Source organism: Limosilactobacillus mucosae, from assembly GCF_046939755.1.
GTDB lineage: Bacteria > Bacillota > Bacilli > Lactobacillales > Lactobacillaceae > Limosilactobacillus > Limosilactobacillus mucosae_A.
In genome coordinates, this window is sequence record NZ_JBKZAY010000083.1 from 1 (window position 1) to 714 (window position 714).

The 714-nt window shown below is 42.3% G+C and carries 1 protein-coding gene and 1 pseudogene; both read right to left on the reverse strand.

Going from position 1 to position 714, the window contains the following annotated elements:
• A partial coding sequence (locus tag ACLUWI_RS10190) for an IS3 family transposase (protein ID WP_412147231.1) occupies nucleotides 1-371 on the reverse strand: 371 nt, incomplete at its 3' end.
• 119 nt (nucleotides 372-490) lie between these two features.
• Nucleotides 491-714: pseudogene (locus ACLUWI_RS10195) on the reverse strand (helix-turn-helix domain-containing protein); the annotation flags it as partial.

The window sequence follows — 714 nt, forward strand, 5'->3', positions numbered from 1 at the left end:
GCATAACGACCATACAAGTCCAAAACTACGTGTAAGCGAACCTTGTTGTTGCGACCATAGGTTAGTTCTGTCGTATCGGACACCCAAACCAGATTCGGCGCTATCTGAATAAATTTCCGTTCCAATAAATTATCCTCTTGGTACTGTTGTTGTTCCTGCTTGCGGCTGCGCTTTTTCTGACGGACATCGGCTTTAATGCCGTGTTTCCGCATGATTCGGCGCACACGCTTAATATTGATACGAAAGTCAAACGAAAAGGTGTATTCTGGAATTTCTTGATTTTTCCCGTTCTCATTGTTCAAAATCGCGGTTACTTTTTTATAACCAGCACAGTTCTGATGGCGTTTTTCAATCTGATAGATTGCTGCCAAAATTACCTGGTTCTCAATTTCTCTTTGTGTTGGCTGTCTTTTAAGCCACTGATAGTATGATTTGCGTGAAACCTTGGCAATTTTAGTCAGTTTGCTAACGGAACCTGCGGTTTCGTTGATTAATTCTTGAACCGCTTGATATCGTCCGGTAGCTTCACCCCCCGATTGCGTATTTCGACTAATTTTTTTGCGAATGCGATCTCAAGCTCCATTTCTCGATTGATTTTCTTTAGTCTTTTAATTTCAGCTTCAAGTCGCTCTTTTTCGGTCATCTCTTCTAAAGCTTTTTGTGGCTTGCGATGCCCGCGATTATCTTTTAAGGCTTCCCAACTGTCAGCTGCCG